Source organism: Microbacterium sp. NPDC056052, assembly GCF_042266785.1.
Lineage (GTDB): Bacteria > Actinomycetota > Actinomycetes > Actinomycetales > Microbacteriaceae > Microbacterium.
On record NZ_JBHJWV010000004.1, the window covers coordinates 89,411 to 104,540 of the forward strand.

Below are 15,130 nucleotides of genomic sequence, written 5' to 3' on the forward strand. Positions count from 1 at the left end.
GCGCCGCACGGCGCAGCGGGCTAGGCTCTTCGGGTGCGTCTCGTCATCGCCCGCTGCGCCGTGGACTACTCCGGCCGGCTCAACGCCCACCTGCCCCTCGCCACGCGTCTGCTCGTGCACAAGGGGGACGGCAGCCTGCTCGTGCACTCCGACGGCGGCAGCTACAAGCCGCTGAACTGGATGAGCCCGCCGTGCCGCCTCGAGCCTGAGGAGCCGGGGGAGGAGGAGGCGTCCGCGGGCGTCACCGAGGTGTGGCGGGTCACCCATCAGAAGACGGGCGATGCGCTGCGCGTGCAGATCTACGAGATCCTGCACGACTCGGCCCACGAACTGGGCGTCGATCCCGGTCTGCAGAAGGACGGCGTCGAGGCGGATCTGCAGCGCCTGCTCGCCGAGCAGGTGGATCGGATCGCCGAGGGCGCGACCCTGGTGCGCCGCGAGTATCCGACCGCGATCGGACCGGTGGATCTCATGGTGCGCGACGCGGACGGCGCCGCGATCGCCGTCGAGATCAAGCGCCGCGGCGACATCGATGGCGTGGAGCAGCTCACCCGCTACCTCGAACTGCTCGGGCGGGATCCGCACCTCGCCCCGGTGCAGGGCGTCTTCGCCGCCCAGGAGATCAAGCCCCAGGCGCGCGTGCTCGCCGAGGACAGGGGGATCCGCTGCCTCGTCCTCGACTACGAGGACATGAAGGGCATCGAGTCCGGCATCCCGCGGTTGTTCTGATCCGTATACCTCGAGAGGCATGAACATGGCCGGATCCCCCTACACCTGCGTCCTCTGGGACGTCGACGGCACGATCGCCGACGCGTCGGCGGGAATCCTGCCGCGCCTCGTCGAGGTGTACGCCGCGTTCGGCCTGCCGGAGCCCGCGCAGAGCGAGCTGTCCCGCTGGATCGGGCCGCCGATGTTCGAGTCGTTCCGGGACCTGGCCGGTCTGTCCGAGGAGGACGCGCACCTCGCGGTGCGGAAGTACCGGGAACTGGCCATGCGCGACGGCTACGCCGCGAGCGTGCGGATCTATCCCGGCGTGCCCGAGGCGCTGCAGGCGGTCAAGGCGGCAGGCATCCCGCAGGCCACCGCGAGCTCGAAGCCGGAGAACCAGGTGCTCGCGATCCTCGAGCACTACGGTCTGATCGACGACTTCGTCATCGTCGCCGGAGCGCTGCCCGATGCCTCCGGTCTGCACGACGGCAAGGAGGCGGTCCTGCGCCGCGCCCTGCACCGGCTCACCGCAGCAGGTGTCGACGTCAGCCGCCCCGTCCTGATCGGCGACCGCCTGCACGACATCGAGGGCGCGGCGCCTCTGGGCGTGCCCGTGATCTTCGTCACCTGGGGCTTCGGCGAGCCGGGGGAGTCCGCCGGCGCCATCGCCGAGGTCGCGACCCCCGACGAGCTGCTGCAGCTCCTGCTCCCGCAGGCCTGACCTCTGCGGACACGCGGCCTCGCGCCCGTGAGAAACCACTTCTGACACGAGACACCACGTCTGACGTGGTGTCTCGTGCTGGATCTGGTTTCTCGCGCCGAGCTCACGAGCCACCCGGCCAAAAGGAGACTCCCCCGGTGCCGAGGCACCGGGGGAGTCAGAAGTCCGTGTCGCTCAGAGCGGACGGATGTTCTCGGCCTGCAGGCCCTTGGGGCCCTGCGCCACATCGAACTCGACGCGCTGGTTCTCGTCGAGCGAGCGGTAGCCGGAGGATGCAATGGCGGAGTAGTGCGCGAACACGTCAGCTCCACCGTCGTCGGGGGAGATGAAGCCGAAGCCCTTCTCCGAGTTGAACCACTTAACCGTGCCCTGAGTCATGTACTGCCTTCTTGCTTGGGCTTACGCCGGCGCAGACGCGTCGACGATGCTAACGCTATCCGAGTCGACCCGCATAGCAACACCCCGGATCACAAGGTGACGAAAATGTTGCAACAGGCGTCACGAGCGGGATCCGCTTCGGGAGCGGCCGGAGCACCTGAGGCTGCGGCATGTACGTCCGGGAAATGGAGCGGGTCCCCACCGCGGGGGGAGCGATGGGGACCCAGGACGACCGGAGGGTGCGTCTGAAAACAGCATAACCCATGTTCGCGACTTCTGTCCCCCAAAAGGGGGACAAAACTCGACGGCAGAGCTATCATCTCAATACATCGGAATACTGGGGACGAAGCGGCCCCCTCGGGGGATCCATTGGGGACTGGATGCGCCGAGGGGGCCATTGCACGCACTGGCCGCCGGTCTCTGGGGAAGACCTTCCGCCCTCGCTGGGGACGTCGGGCGGGAGCTGCCGTCTTCACGTGCGCGCGGTCCACACTAAGCGAGGGCGCGCACCCCTGTCCATACGCACGGGCGTGCCGATCGGAAAACGCTCTCAATCGGTCAGAGAGCGCCATTCCTCGGCAAGAAGCCCGTAGTTCATGCCGTCCATCCACTCTCCGCTGCGATGCAGCGCCGTGCGGCGGCTGTGCTCCTCGCGCCGCATGCCCAGGCGCTCCATCATCCGCCACGACGGCTCGTTCGCGGCGAAGCAGCCGGCGCTGACGCGACGAAGCCCGAGCTCGGCGAAGCAGGCGGCCATCACCGCGCGCACCGCCTCGGTCGCATACCCGCGGCCCTGCTGCGCGGGATCCATGGCCCAGCCCAGCTCCGCCTGCACGCCCTCGGCCTGCGGGCGCACCTCGGTCTGCGCCCACGCGTCCTCGACGCGCAGCATGATGTCTCCGATCACGCCGACACCGGGAAGCTCCACGAGCAGGGTGACGGCGAGCCGCTCCGGATCCGTGAAGTGCGCGCGGAAGGCCTCGGCGTCGGCGGGCGCCGTGCTCAACCAGCGGCCCACCTCATCGAGGCGCCGGTAGTTCCACACCGCGTCGGAGTCGGCCGCCGTGCTCGCACGCACGATGAGCCGCTCTGTACGCAGGGGGAGGGCGATCCGGTCGAACGCGGGGGAGGTCATGCCTCCAGGCTAGAGTCCGGATCCGACATCCGGGCACCGCGCACCTGGACGAGTCCGTCCAGGGCCTGCAGCAGGCGTGCAGCGCCTGGGCGGTCCGGCGTGGTGCGGGTGTGCACCAGCACGTTCATCGCGGCGAGCACGAGGGACACCGCACGCACGGCCTCGTCGTGATCGGCGGCACGGCGCTCGGCGAGTTCGATGAGCTGCTCCCGCACGGACCCCATCCACTGCGAGAACGCGGGCAGCAGCTCGGGCCGGCGCATGAGCAGCTGCTTGATGCGATGGCGATCCATGCCCTCGTCCATCGAGGAGCCGACCACGTCGCAGAGCGCGGGCACGAGCTCGCCCCTGGCGCGCAGGAAGCGCGCCACCACCTCGCCACCGGCGCCCGACTCCGGCAGCTTCAGAGCCGCGGCGGCCTTGGAGGGGAAGTAGTTGAAGAACGTGCGCGGAGAGACGTCGACGGCCTCGCAGATCTGCTCGATCGTGGTGCCGTCCAGCCCCTGCTCCTCGACCAGGCGCAACGCGGCCTCGTGCAGGGCCTGCCGGGTCTGCTGCTTCTTGCGCTCTCGCCGGCCCTCGCCGGCGGTGTTCGCGATGCTCATCTTCTTCTCCTCGTACGCGAAGCCGGGACGGGGCGTGCCCGCCCCGGCTGCATCGCTCAGGCGCTCTGGACCCTGATCGTACCGGTCTCGCTGACGCCGGCCTCATCGGCCTGCTCCTGCAGGGCCGAGCGGGTGCGCAGCGGCGGTGCCTTGAAGAACCAGCTCAGCACGAACGCGAGCATGAGCACCCCGAAGCCGACCCAGTAGATGATGTCGATCGCCTGGGTGAAGCCGACCATGAAGGGCTTGGTGAGCACGGGGTCGGCGCCGTTCAGGAAGGACGTGTCGCTGACCGAGCTGCTGGATCCGTTCGACGCCTTCGAGGTGCCCTTGTCGATCTCCTTGACGATGCTCGGCACCAGCTGGCCGACCCAGTACGTGCGCTGATCCTTGTTCGACCAGTCCACGACGACCTTGCCGTCCTGCACCGTCGCATGCGCCTTGTCGGCGACCGCCTGCAGTGCCGCGGCCTCGGCGGCCGGAGTCGCCTCCGCCACCTTCTGGTCGATCACGGTCTGCGCGGCGGCGGCCGGGACCTGACCGGCGGCGACGGCCTGGTTCACGCCGTCGGTGACCTTCTGCGTCACGGCCTGGCCCGCCGCGGCCTTCGCCGCGGTCGACCCCTCGTCGAGCTGCGTCTGGATGTTCTGCTCGAGCGGACCCGTGATCGGCGTCCACAGCTGCTTCATGACGCCCTTGTTCTGCTCCTTGCCCGCCACGGCGGGGTCCAGAGCCGCGTTCAGCGCGGCGGTCAGAGTGGGCTTGTCGGCCATGCTGTGCGTGATGTTCAGGGGAAGCAGCGTGAACAGGATCGAGAGCATGATCGCCGTACCCAGCGTTCCGCCGATCTGGCGGAAGAAGGTCGCGGCGCTCGTGGCGACACCCATGTCGGGCGCGGCCACCGCGTTCTGGCTCGCCATCGTGAGCGACTGCATGAGCTGGCCGAGCCCGAGACCCACCACGAACATGCCGATCATCATGAACCACACCGGGGTGCTGGAGGAGACGAACGTGAGCAGCAGGAAGCCGAGCGCGGTGCACAGCGTGCCCGTGCGCGGGAAGATGCCGTACTTCCCGGTCCGCGCCGTGATCTGGCCGGCGGCCATCGACGACGCCATGAGGCCGACGACCATCGGCAGCATCGCGAAGCCCGACTCGGTGGGGGTGAGGCCCGCGACGATCTGCATGTAGAGCGGGATGGTCATCATCGCGCCGAACATGCCGAAGCCCACGAGCACGCCGATGACGGTCGCCATCGAGAAGGTGTTGGAGTGGAACAGGCGGATCGGGATGATCGCGTCATCCTTCATCGCGATCTCGATCAGCACGAAGGCGATCGCGCCGAGGCCGCCGATCACGTAGCAGGCGATCGCGGCGAACGAGGACCAGCCCCACTCTCGGCCCTGCTCGGCGACGAGCAGCAGCGGCACGAGCGCCACGATCACGGCCGTCGCGCCCCACCAGTCGATGCGCGGGTTGGTGTGCTTCCCGACCTTCGGAAGGTGCAGGAACGCGATCACCATCGCGAGCGCGATGAGGCCGATCGGCAGGTTGATGAGGAACACCCAGCGCCATCCGGAGATCCAGAGGATCTCGTTCGCGCCGGCGAACAGCCCGCCGACCAGCGGGCCGATCAGCGAGGAGATGCCGAACACGGCGAAGAAGTAGCCCTGGTACTTGGCGCGTTCCCGCGGAGCGAGGATGTCGGCCATGATCGCGAGCGGGAGCGACATCAGCGCGCCGGCCCCGATGCCCTGGAACGCGCGGAAGCCGGCCAGCATCAGCATCGACGTCGAGAAGGTCGACAGCACGGATCCGAGGATGAAGACCGTGATGCCGAAGATGAACAGCGGCCGGCGACCGAAGATGTCGCTGAGCTTGCCGTAGATCGGCACCGAGATCGTCGAGGTGATCAGGTAGGCGGTGGTGACCCACGCCTGCTGATCGAGGCCGTGCAGGTCGTCGCCGATCGTGCGGATCGCGGTTCCCACGATCGTCTGGTCGAGCGACGAGAGGAACATGCCTGCCATGAGGCCGTAGATGACGAGCAGGATCTGCCTGTGCGTCATGATCGGGGCGTTCTGCTTGCGCTCCGTGCGCGTCGCCCCCGTGGTTGCTGTCGCGGTGGACATGGAGTCCCTTTCGAATGGATCAAGGACGCCGTCGCCCGTCGTCGACACCCGTCGCTTCGAGCGCCGACGTTGGCGGCAAGAATGTTGCAGCCATGCAAGATTACACGAAAGGAAAGGTTGCGCAAACGCAGATTCACTATGAGGTTGCTGGATCCCAGGATGGCTCCGAGCATTCATCAGGGGAGACAGGCGAGTCAGCGCGGGAGATGAGAGTGGAGATCCTTTGCTGGAGCCGACGCCCTTGCGCGCGCCGCGAAGCGTGAGGTCGGCGACTCGCGAGCGAGCCTAGGAGGTGACGATGCAGAGGATCCCAACGCCGACCATCACCGCGGTGAAGATCAGCATGGCCCACACCGGAGCTCCGGCTACCTCTCTCAGAATCCACGGAACGTCGTAGCCGGAATATCGGCGATGTCGGCGCACCACCCTGCTCATATGGTCCTCCCACTTTCCGCGATCCGGCATCGCTGCGCTAGCAGGTCCATGAGAGCGTGATCTGCCCAGGGACTCTGGTGCCGTAAGTGGTTCCGGGACGGTTCGAGACGACTGACGAAACCAGGGTGACGGCCGGGTCGACGTAGCTGGCACCGCCACCACCGCCTCCCGCCGCGAGCACCCGGGCCTGCACGGTGTTGCCAGCGGCGATGACGCCCCCGCTGCCGCCCCCCGCGTATCCGCCGCCCCCGCCGCCCGAGGTGCCGCCGGCCGAGTTCACACCGACGTCCGTGGAAGTGGGAGCCAAGTATGGATAGTTCTCCGCAACGCCATTCGCTCCTCCGCCCCCCGCGAGATGAGCGGCTCCCGCGAGGCCAGGCTTGCTGTCGAGCACCGTCGCACCGGTGATCGTTCCCGCCGCACCGCCGGCCCCAGGGCCACTGGTGGTACCCGCGCCACCGGCAGTGACCCGAACAGTGACGGAGGGGTTGGTGCGAGACCTCGTCGATACGAGGCCGCCGGCATCGCCGGCGGAGCCCGGCACCGAAGGCGTCGACCAGTTAGCGGCTTCCGAAGCGGAGATGGCTGTCCTGCCGCCGCCGCCTCCACCTCCGGCGACGATGAGCGGGACGGTGCCGCGCAAGATCGCGGATCCGCCTCCGCCGGAACCACCGGACTGCGCGAATCGCGTGGAAGTGTCGGTGCCGTAGTTCGTATTGACGGCCTGGGTGCTCCCGCCGGGTCCGTAGCCGCCGCCTCCCTGGCGCAGCGTGAATCGATCCGGGCTGTCGATCGCTTGGGTGTTGGCGTTGATCCCGCCCTGGCCGGTGATCAGGGTGAGCTTCTCGCCAGGGGTGACGGGCACGATCGCCGTCACCTCTCGGCCGGCCCCGCCTTGCGCGCTCGCTGCACCGCCGACAGCTCCCGTTCCCCCCGTCACGACGACGGTCAGCGACGTGACGCCAGCCGGAACGGTGAAGAACTCACTCGCACGATCGCTCAGCGACGGATTCGGAGCGGCCGCCATATAGTTCCCGGACACGCAACCTGATGCCGCCCGCGCCGGAACCGCAATGGCCGCCGCGATCACCGGTATGCTCCACGCCGCGCCTTTCACGATCGTGCGGCGTCGAACTCCGGGCCCCTTCCCGCGCGGGAGCGTCTCTCTTTCGGGACCACCGATTGTGTATTTCACGCGAATCTCCCCAAGTCAGTGCGCCTTTCCCGGCGCGGAACTGTGATCGATTTTCGCCCGTGCCAGGCCTCCGCGCCGCCTTCCGCTCATTACTTGGCCGGAGTTGGTGCGAGAGTGGCCTGGAATGGTCGCTCATTCCCATCAACGGACACCGGCTTCCCACGCTTCAAAGGGCGCAGACGAGACATGGTGACGTTGTGAGCGGGAAAGCGGCGGAGGGAAGAGGCAGTATGCACCGGGAGCCGAGCCCGCAAAAGGCGCAATACGACATTGGGAGCAACGAATAGGGCCTCGGTCCCGACGCGCATTGCCGCGACATTGATCGCGGCCTGGATGATGCCGCACATGCGTCATGGGCGAACAAGACGTCGCGGGCTGATGATTCGCTGACGCACAACGCGTCCCGATCGAAGAATTGGTCAGCATGCACGAAGCTCCCGCCGATCGTTCCTTCTCCGATCGGCGGGAGCTTTCGAGCGTGAGCTCAGCAGGTCCAGGTCAGGGTGACGTAGCCGGGTGAGCGCACGCTCGACTTGGGAGCGGCGCCGCCCGAGTTGTTCACTGTGCCCGCGACCCCGGGCGCGAGGTAGCTGGATCCGCCGGCGCCGGCGCCCGCGACGTTCTCATGAGCAAGTGGGGAGGCGATGTTCCGGTAGGCGATCGCTCCTGAGCCTCCCCCTGTGTAGCCACCGCCGCCCGCTCCGCTTCCGACGTACTCCATCGAGACTCCGTCCGCACCGAGGCGCCCCGCCACGACGCCGTTGGCGCCATTCCGGCCGGAGGCGGCCAGTCCCGGTGTCGTCTGCTGATAGGAGCCGGATGCCACGCCGCCGGCGCCGCTGGCCTGACCGCCACCCGCGACGACGGGGCCCGCGGTGAGAGCGCCGCCGTTCGCGCCGGCGTTGCCGCCCACCCCGCCCGACCTCGTGCTGTAGGCCCACCCCATGGAGCCGCCGCCGCCACCACCGCCTGCCACGACGAGAGGCGTGCCGTTCAACACGATGGCGGAGCCGCCGCCGCCACCTCCGCCGAGGTCCCAGTACACAGGCGACGACGAGAGCGTCGTTGACCCTCCGGAGCCGTAGCCGCCGCCTCCCGTGTCCTGAAGCGCGCCGCCTCGCCCGCCCTGGCCGACGTAGATGGTGAGGACGTCACCAGGGGTCACAGCAAGGGTGCCCGTGGTGAGAGCGCCCTTTCCGCCCGGCGTAGCGTCGAATCCCCCACCTGCGCCGCCTGCGACAGCGAAACTGACACTCGCGACGCCCGTCGGCACTGTCCAGTTCTGCACGCCGCCGGACGCCTGCGTGGGACTCGGCACGGAGAACGACGCCGACCCCGGGGCGCATCCCGACGCCGCGAACGCGGGCGCTGCGACCGTGGACGCGATCACCGGGACGGACCACGCTGCGGCCTTGACCACAGTGCGCCGCGGCACGCCAGAGGTTGACCGCTCTGGACTGTTGGATTTCAAATCGTGATTCATGATGTTTAGCAATCCCCTTTTGCTGACATGGATCGGTCAAGTACCCGTCGTGCGCACGTCTCACAACTTTCGGGTTCAGAGCGCGCGTTTCCAGCCTCGGGCTGACCTGTCGATTCAGTTTCCTTTGCGAACGACGCATACTCGCGCTCTCGTGCACAAACAGGCGCAAGATGCAGGGTGTGTGGCGCAACTTGGCCAGACGATGTTGGCGCCTAGGCACAGCGAACGCTCGGTGCGCGACTCAGAGGTCATGGCGCACGGTTCGCGAGTGTGCGGGGACGAGGTCGCGCCGCCGATAAAGGCACCATCGCCGACCTTCTGGTTCGCCATCTGCGTCCATCAACGAACGCGGATGCCTTTCCGGGCAGCGAAGATTGGCGATAAGCAGTGGGCTGACGGGCCCGCCGGCGTCACGAGGCGCTGAATTCCTCGGTTCCCTGATCTTCCTGATCTGGATCTGACCTGGATCCCTCTGGTGCGCCGAATCGCCGCTGCTTCGCTCGGAGGTCGCTAGGTGATGTTCCGTAGGCCTTCTTGAATGCGCGTGCCATCGTGGAAAGAGAGTTGAAACCGCTTGCTGCTGCCACCGTCTCGACCCCGATGGCGTGGTTCTCTGAGATCAACGCCATCGCGTTCTGCGTTCGCGTTCGCAAGATCTCCGCTGCCGCGTGGAGGTCATGCTTGGCGTAGATGCGATTGAGCGTGCGTCGGGAAACCCCGCATTGCGTGGCGAGCTGGTCGACGTCAAAGTCCGGATCGACTGCCTGTTCGTGGATGACACGCTGGGCATGCTGGAACACACCGTCGGAGCCCCAGTCACCCATCGCCGCGATCGCAACCGTCCGGGCGACGTCTTGAGTCAGCGCCCTGAGGATGCGGCTGTCCTTCTCATCCTCTTTGATCCGAGGCTGTTCGGTGACCGCTTGCAGATAGGCGTAGATCGCGCGGAAGGCCGTCGAGCGAGTCTTGGCTTCATCCATGTTGGTCGGACTAAGCACATAGGGGTCGATCTCGGCCTGGTCGAACGAGAAGACGACGAACTCGCTGGCCTCATCGATGTGCACGTCTACAGGGGTCCGTCCTGGGAAGATAAGACAGAGTCCGCCGCTCAGATTCGTCCAGACTCTTGAGTCGCCGTCAAAGCTGATCGCTCCTCGATTGACGAACATGAAGAGGTAGCGACGATGTGAATGAGGTCGGGTTCTCGTCCACTCGATCGCCATCGCCCCGGACTGCACCTGCGCAATCATGAACGCATTGAAGCGCAGGGCCCGGACCCGCATGAGCTGCGGGTCACCATTCAGCACGCGGAGCCCCGCACCGCGGAGAAACAGTGCCATCTGCCGGGGGTCTGCCCCGCTCTTCGGCGCATTCTCGAAGCGGGTGTGCCCCACCAAGTCCTTCCAACCGCGTCCCTCATCCGAGGGGAGCAGGGTCTCCCACCGTCCAGACATCAGGTCCTTTCACCATCGCGCCTGCGGCGGTGCCCCACCCGCGCAGTTCTCCCCACCCCGACCCGCGCCCCCGCCAGAAGATCACGTGGCAGGAGCTCGGCCGCACTCCCCATATGGACCGTCGGCGGGAATTATGTGCCATAGCTTCCCCGCAGTCGGTTGCGTGGTCGATGTTCGGGCATCGGCCCACACCTCGACATTATGTGTGGACGTGAGCCTGACCCCCGATCGAGTGTCGCGAAATGCCTCCTCTCTGACCGTCCATGATCACGGATGCCAATGTGCACTCGGGCTCGACCGGCATCGCCGTCGCCACGAGAAGCGCAGATGTAGTTTCTCGACCGAGTTCGATAAAAGATCCGAAGTCCGAGATCCAGTCAGGAATAGAGGAATGCAAAGGTGGCGCGCAGCCAAACCCGCGTGAGGCGTACCCAATCTACGGAACTACTGATTTCGGCGGATATCCGCACGCTGGCCCTCGTCGCGGCATGGCTCATCGGCACCCTGCTCGGATCCACCGGCGTCGTGTGACGGGCCAGGACAATTGCCGGCGCCGAGGTGGACCTGGGGCGCCTCAGGCGGCGTCGCGCAGCAGTGTGCCGCGAGCCGCCACCAGCTGTTCGACGGCCTCCAGCAGCCGCGCGGCGCCCGGTCGCTCGCCGCCGGCGGTGCCGTCGTGCACGAGCATGCTGAGCGCCGCCATGGTGAGGGCGACCGCGGCCATGGCCTCCGCGTCCTCCGCGCGTTCGCGCACCAGCGCGAAGTACTGCTCGCGGATGCCGCCCATCCACTGCGCGAAGGCGGGCATGAGTTCGGGACGGCGCACGACCAGCGCCTTCATGCGCTTGCGCTGCTGCGCGTCGTCCATCGAGGCGCCGATGAGCTCGCAGAGCGCCGGCACCAGTTCGCCCTCGGCGGCCCGGAACGCGTCCGCGCCCTCGGCGGAGATGCCGGAGTCCGGCAGGTCCAGGGCGGCCGCGGCCTTGGACGGGAAGTAGTTGAAGAAGGTGCGCGGCGAGACGTCCACGGCCTCGCAGATCTGCTCGACCGTCGTGCCGTCGAGGCCCTGCTCATCGACCAGGCTCAGCGCGGCCTCGTGCAGGGCCTGCCGGGTCTGCTGCTTCTTGCGCTCGCGCCGACCGCAGTTCTCCGCGTGCGGATCCGTCGCGGTCAGCGCCTCTGTGTTCGTCATCTCGCTCTCCTCGAGAGCCGGGGCGGGTCTCCCGCCCCGGCTCCGCTCAGGCCTTGTGGGTCCTGATGCTTCCGGTCTCGGTCATTCCTGCCTTGTCCGCCTGCTCCTGCAGCGCGGATCGGGCGCGCAGCGGCGGCACCTTGAAGAACCAGGTCAGCACGAAGGCGAGCAGGATCACGCCGAAGCCGACCCAGTACAGCGTCACGATCGAGTCGATGAAACCGACCATGAAGGGCTTCGACAGCTTGGGATCCGACCCCGTGAGGAAGGAGGTGTCGCTGATCGCGCTGCTGGAGGATCCGGACGCCGCCGAGTCCTTCTTCTTCATCTCGTCCTGCAGGGTCGGGACGAGCTGGTCGACCCAGTAGGTGCGCTGGTCGTGATCGGCCCAGTTCACCGCGACCCCATCGCCCTGAACGCCGGCGTGCGCCTTCTCGGCGACCGCCTTCAGCACCTGCTCGTGCGCGGCGGACTCGGCGGCGGGCATCGCCTCCGCGACCTTCTGCGCGATCACGGCGGGCGCGGCGTCGGCGGGCAGCTGGCCTGCGGCGACGGCCTGGTTCACGCCCTCGGTGACCTTCTGCGTCACGGCCTGGTCGGCCGCCGCCTTCGCCTGGGCGTCGCCCTCGGCCACGCCCTTGTCGAGCTGCTCCTGGATGTTCTTGCCGATCGGATCCACGATCGGCGTCCAGAGCTGCTTCATGATCGCCGCGTTCTCGGCCTTGCCGGCCTGCGCCGGGTCGAGCGCCGTGTCCAGGGCCGAGGTGAGAGTGGCCTTGTCCTCTGTGGCGTGCACGATGTTGGCCGGCAGCATGCCGAACAGCACCGAGATCATGATCGCCGTGCCCAGGGTTCCGCCGATCTGACGGAAGAAGGTGGCCGCACTCGAGGCGACGCCCATCTCATGGGGGTCGACCGCGTTCTGGCTCGCGAGCGTGAGCGGCTGCATGAGCTGGCCGAGCCCGAGGCCCAGCACGAACATGCCGAGGAAGATCTGCCACAGCGGCGTCTCGTAGCGGATGAGCGTGAGGGAGAAGAACCCGATGGCGGTGAACAGCGAGCCCAGCACGGGGAAGATGCGGTACCTGCCGGTGCGCGCGGTGATCTGACCCGAGGCCAGCGACGCGATCATGAGGCCGACGATGAGCGGCAGCATGGACAGGCCGGACTCGGTCGGGTTCATGCCGACGACGATCTGCATGTAGAGCGGGATGGTCATCATCGCGCCGAACATCGCGAAGCCGACGAGCACGCCGATGATCATGGCCATCGTGAAGGTGCCGGAGCGGAACAGCTTGAGCGGGATGATGGCGTCTTCCTTCATGACCGCCTCGATCACGATGAACGCGATCAGACCCACCGCACCGGTCACGTAGCAGGCGATCGACGCCGCAGAGGTCCAGCCCCAGGTGCGGCCCTGCTCGGCGACGAGCAGCAGCGGCACGAGCGTGACGACGACGGCCGCCGCGCCCCACCAGTCGATGCGCGGACCCTTGTGCCTGCCGACCTTGGGCAGGTGCAGGAATGTGATCACCATGAACAGGGCGAACAGGCCGAGCGGGATGTTGATGAGGAACACCCAGCGCCAGCCGTCGATCCACAGGATCTCGTTCGCGCCGGCGAACAGTCCGCCGACCAGCGGGCCGATGACGGTCGCGATGCCGAACACCGCGAAGAAGTAGCCCTGGTACTTGGCGCGCTCGCGCGGGGCGAGGATGTCGCCCATGATCGCGAGGGGCAGCGCCATGAGAGCGCCGGCGCCGATGCCCTGGAACGCGCGGAACGCGGCGAGCATCATCATCGAGGTCGAGAACGCGGAGAGCGTGGACCCCAGGATGAAGATCACGATGCCGAGGATGAACAGCGGCCGGCGACCGAAGATGTCGCTGAGCTTGCCGTAGATCGGCACGGCGATGGTCGACGTGATGAGGAACGCGGTGGTGACCCAGGCCTGCTGATCGAGGCCGTGCAGGTCGTCGCCGATCGTGCGGATCGCGGTGCCGAAGACGGTCTGTGCGAGCGACGACAGGAACATGCCGCTCATCAGGCCGTAGATCACCAGCATGATCTGCTTGTGCGTCATGATCGGCTTCGCAGCGAGCGGGGCGGACGCCTCGACCGTTGCGACGGTGTCGGTGGCGGTTGCCATAGAGGTCCTTCCAGGAGAACGGGGGATGGAGCGGTGGCGGACCCGCCCGCGGACTTCATCGATCGACGCGAGCGCCGACGCCGGCGCAAAACTTGCAACCCTGCAATGTTACACCCTTGCAAGCTTTCTCACACGCACGGATTTTCGATCCGCCTCGTGACAGCGTCGGAAGCATCCGTGACGATGGAGGCATGACGGACGGCTACGACCCCGGATTCCTCTCCCTCCCTGTCCCGCTGCCGCGCCCGGAGCGCGACATGCGCGAGCTCGCGTATCCGCGCTTCACCGTGCTGCTCGATCCCCGCCGCAGACTGGCCGCGGCGACGGGCGTGAACATCGACGGCACGACGCTGCGCGACCTGCCCCGCACCGGGGAATGGCGGCTCGACCCCCGGGTCGGAGAGGACGAGCAGAGCGGCCCCGCCGTGTACGCGCGCAACGACCTCGACCGCGGACACCTGGTGCGGCGGCGCGATCCGGGGTGGGGAGACGTCTCCGCGGCGCGCGCCGCGATGGAGGCCACCTTCGTCTACCCGAACGCCGCCCCTCAGGCGGCGCGCTTCAATCACGGCCCCGAGCTCTGGCTCGGGCTCGAGGACCATGTGCTGACCTATGCCGAGGCGACGGCGCAGCGCATCTCCGTGTTCACGGCGCCGGTGCTCGCCGACGACGACCCGCCCTACCGCGGCATCCTGATTCCTCTGCGTTTCTGGAAGGTCGCTGCTTGGGAGGCGGCCGGCTCACTCGCGGCCGCCGGATTCATCCTCGATCAGAGCGATCTCGTCGACACCGGGGATGGGCTGCTCGCCGCCGCGCCACTCGGCGGTTTCCGCACGTTCCAGGTGCCGATCGGCGAGATCGCGGCACTCTCCGGCGTCGACGTCGGGCCTCTCGCGGCGGCGGATGCGCTGACGACACGGGGGATCCGCCCGGTCGAATGGCGACCGCTCCGCAGCGCCGACGACATCGTGCTCTGAGCTGCGGCGGGATCCTCGGCCCGATCCTCCGCGGCTCAGCCGGCGGGGAGGCGGTCGCAGTCCGGGGTCGGGGCCTTGCCGTCCCAGCGGTCCAGGGTCCACTGCTCGAGCTGCGGGGGAGCGGGGAGTCCGGCCCGACGAGCTCGACGTGCCCGAGCCCGGGGTAGGTGCGGTAGTCGACGGGGATCCCGGCATCACAGCGGGCCTTCACCCACTCGTCCTGGATCGCGGGTTTCACGAGCGGATCCGCCAGTCCCTGCGCGACCAGCACGGGCGCGGGGAACGGCCCGGTGGGCTCCTGCTCCTTGAGCTTGTCGCCGAACGGGCCGTCGAGCAGCGCGTTCGGGAAGATCTGGTTCGGCACCTGACTGCCGCGCAGGATCGCGGCGAGGCCGTCGTGCCCGTTGAAGCAGAGTCCGCCGATGCGCTCGACCGGCCCGGCGGGGAGGCGCCGCTCGATCGCCTCCAGGCTAGACTCGCGCTGTGAAGATCGGGATGGTGCCGGACGCGATGCGCGGCACGAAGTGGAAGGGCTGCCCGACCGCCCCGTGATCCGCCTGTTCTCC

At 67.8% G+C, this 15,130-nt stretch carries 13 protein-coding genes; 4 read left to right on the forward strand and 9 right to left on the reverse strand.

Features of this window, described 5'->3' with window-relative positions; translation table 11 throughout:
- Positions 1–33: 33 nt before the first annotated feature.
- Together nucS and ACFC1J_RS09350 are read left to right on the forward strand one after the other, a co-directional pair.
- Positions 34–729: an endonuclease NucS gene (nucS, locus tag ACFC1J_RS09345; protein ID WP_375904652.1), complete on the forward strand. Its 696-nt coding sequence runs from the start codon at positions 34–36 to the stop codon at positions 727–729.
- Positions 730–754: 25 nt separating this feature from the next.
- A complete protein-coding gene (locus ACFC1J_RS09350; protein ID WP_375904654.1) occupies positions 755–1,429 on the forward strand; it encodes an HAD hydrolase-like protein in 675 nt (224 codons plus the stop codon).
- Positions 1,430–1,603: 174 nt separating this feature from the next.
- On the opposite strand, the gene ACFC1J_RS09355 is transcribed toward ACFC1J_RS09350, so the two are convergent.
- From ACFC1J_RS09355 to ACFC1J_RS09395, 9 genes are all read right to left on the reverse strand, one after another.
- Complete coding sequence (locus ACFC1J_RS09355; RefSeq protein WP_045250254.1) at positions 1,604–1,807, reverse strand: cold-shock protein; 204 nt, start codon at positions 1,805–1,807, stop codon at positions 1,604–1,606.
- Between the two features lie 550 nt (positions 1,808–2,357).
- Positions 2,358–2,942: a GNAT family N-acetyltransferase gene (locus ACFC1J_RS09360; protein WP_375904657.1), complete on the reverse strand. Its 585-nt coding sequence runs from the start codon at positions 2,940–2,942 to the stop codon at positions 2,358–2,360.
- Positions 2,939–3,547, reverse strand: a complete 609-nt coding sequence (locus ACFC1J_RS09365) for a TetR/AcrR family transcriptional regulator (protein ID WP_375904659.1) — start codon at positions 3,545–3,547, stop codon at positions 2,939–2,941. Before ACFC1J_RS09365 ends, ACFC1J_RS09360 begins: the two co-directional genes overlap by 4 nt.
- 56 nt (positions 3,548–3,603) lie before the next feature.
- On the reverse strand, positions 3,604–5,679 hold the full coding sequence (locus ACFC1J_RS09370) for an MDR family MFS transporter (protein ID WP_375904661.1): 2,076 nt from the start codon (positions 5,677–5,679) through the stop codon (positions 3,604–3,606).
- Between the two features lie 472 nt (positions 5,680–6,151).
- Positions 6,152–7,156 carry a hypothetical protein gene (locus ACFC1J_RS09375; protein ID WP_375904663.1) on the reverse strand — a complete coding sequence of 335 codons (1,005 nt, stop codon included), beginning with the start codon at positions 7,154–7,156 and terminating at the stop codon, positions 6,152–6,154.
- Between the two features lie 637 nt (positions 7,157–7,793).
- The gene (locus ACFC1J_RS09380; protein WP_375904665.1) at positions 7,794–8,744 is read right to left on the reverse strand and encodes a glycine-rich protein; all 951 of its coding nucleotides are present in this window, start codon (positions 8,742–8,744) and stop codon (positions 7,794–7,796) included.
- 458 nt (positions 8,745–9,202) lie between these two features.
- Positions 9,203–10,132 carry a helix-turn-helix domain-containing protein gene (locus ACFC1J_RS09385; protein WP_375904667.1) on the reverse strand — a complete coding sequence of 310 codons (930 nt, stop codon included), beginning with the start codon at positions 10,130–10,132 and terminating at the stop codon, positions 9,203–9,205.
- 688 nt (positions 10,133–10,820) lie between these two features.
- Positions 10,821–11,438, reverse strand: a complete 618-nt coding sequence (locus tag ACFC1J_RS09390; RefSeq protein ID WP_375904669.1) for a TetR/AcrR family transcriptional regulator — start codon at positions 11,436–11,438, stop codon at positions 10,821–10,823.
- Positions 11,439–11,484: 46 nt separating this feature from the next.
- Complete coding sequence (locus tag ACFC1J_RS09395) at positions 11,485–13,587, reverse strand: MDR family MFS transporter (protein ID WP_375904671.1); 2,103 nt, start codon at positions 13,585–13,587, stop codon at positions 11,485–11,487.
- Positions 13,588–13,778: 191 nt separating this feature from the next.
- Between ACFC1J_RS09395 and ACFC1J_RS09400 the strand changes: the two genes are divergently transcribed.
- On the forward strand, positions 13,779–14,564 hold the full coding sequence (locus tag ACFC1J_RS09400) for a DNA/RNA non-specific endonuclease (RefSeq protein ID WP_375904673.1): 786 nt from the start codon (positions 13,779–13,781) through the stop codon (positions 14,562–14,564).
- A gap of 148 nt (positions 14,565–14,712) precedes the next feature.
- Positions 14,713–15,051 (forward strand): hypothetical protein, encoded by a 339-nt coding sequence (locus tag ACFC1J_RS09405; protein WP_375904675.1) that lies wholly within the window; start codon positions 14,713–14,715, stop codon positions 15,049–15,051.
- The last annotated feature ends 79 nt before the right edge of the window (positions 15,052–15,130 follow it).